The following is a 777-nucleotide window of genomic DNA, read 5'->3' on the forward strand; positions in this document are numbered from 1 at the left end:
GCACTCCGTCCCGCATCGCCTGAATCAGCGGCCGCTGACGAACCACCCAGTCAGACCGACCAGGCAGATGAGCCAGTCGAGGAAGACCAATCGCCACCGTCGTTCGAAGCATTTGTCGACGAATATCTTGTCGAAGATGCGGATGAAGCCGTGCCGAAAGATGACGTATTCGGCCTCTACAACGACTGGGCAGAGGCACACGGCATCGACGATCCGCTGAATAAGAGTTGGTTCACCCGGAAGCTCAACACCCACATCAAGGTGGATTCCACGAAGAAGCGAATCGGCGGGGAACCCGTCCCGCATTACACTGGTGTCCGTATCCGTTCTGAAGAGGACTTTCAGTCATGAAACGGACGTACACGGTCCAATTCCCGATATCATCGGGACTTCTTGAGACCTGTTCCACCCAAGCTGAATCATGACCTCATCCAATCAAATTCGTAGGTCGGAAATCACCCGACTGCGGCATGTTCCACCCAAATCTTCAATGGGTGGAACAGCTACGAAACGGCCGAAATGGGTGGAACACGCTCACGTCCATCGATTTGCAACCAGCGATAGCGAGTGTTCCACCCAACAACCAACTAGGATAGAACGGGGGGTCCCCGTTGGGACCAAGGGATTGGATCGCGACGTACAGCAGAGAGCGTTCTGTGCTGGCTCAGAGCCAGTGAGAGCCATGCGAGGTCCTACGTGAGGATGAGTGAACCTATTATCGACGAGCCGGAGGCGATTCCGGAGACGTTACGCGAACGCGACCAGTGGGTGTGCTGG

General features: G+C 55.7%; 1 protein-coding gene. It reads left to right on the forward strand.

Annotated features, from left to right (window positions below):
* On the forward strand, nucleotides 1-351 hold a 351-nt coding region (locus FJT57_RS16245), incomplete at its 5' end, for a primase-like DNA-binding domain-containing protein (RefSeq protein ID WP_144906881.1).
* Nucleotides 352-777: the final 426 nt, after the last annotated feature.

It is taken from the genome of Halobellus captivus, assembly GCF_007655485.1.
GTDB classification, from domain to species: domain Archaea; phylum Halobacteriota; class Halobacteria; order Halobacteriales; family Haloferacaceae; genus Haloquadratum; species Haloquadratum captivum.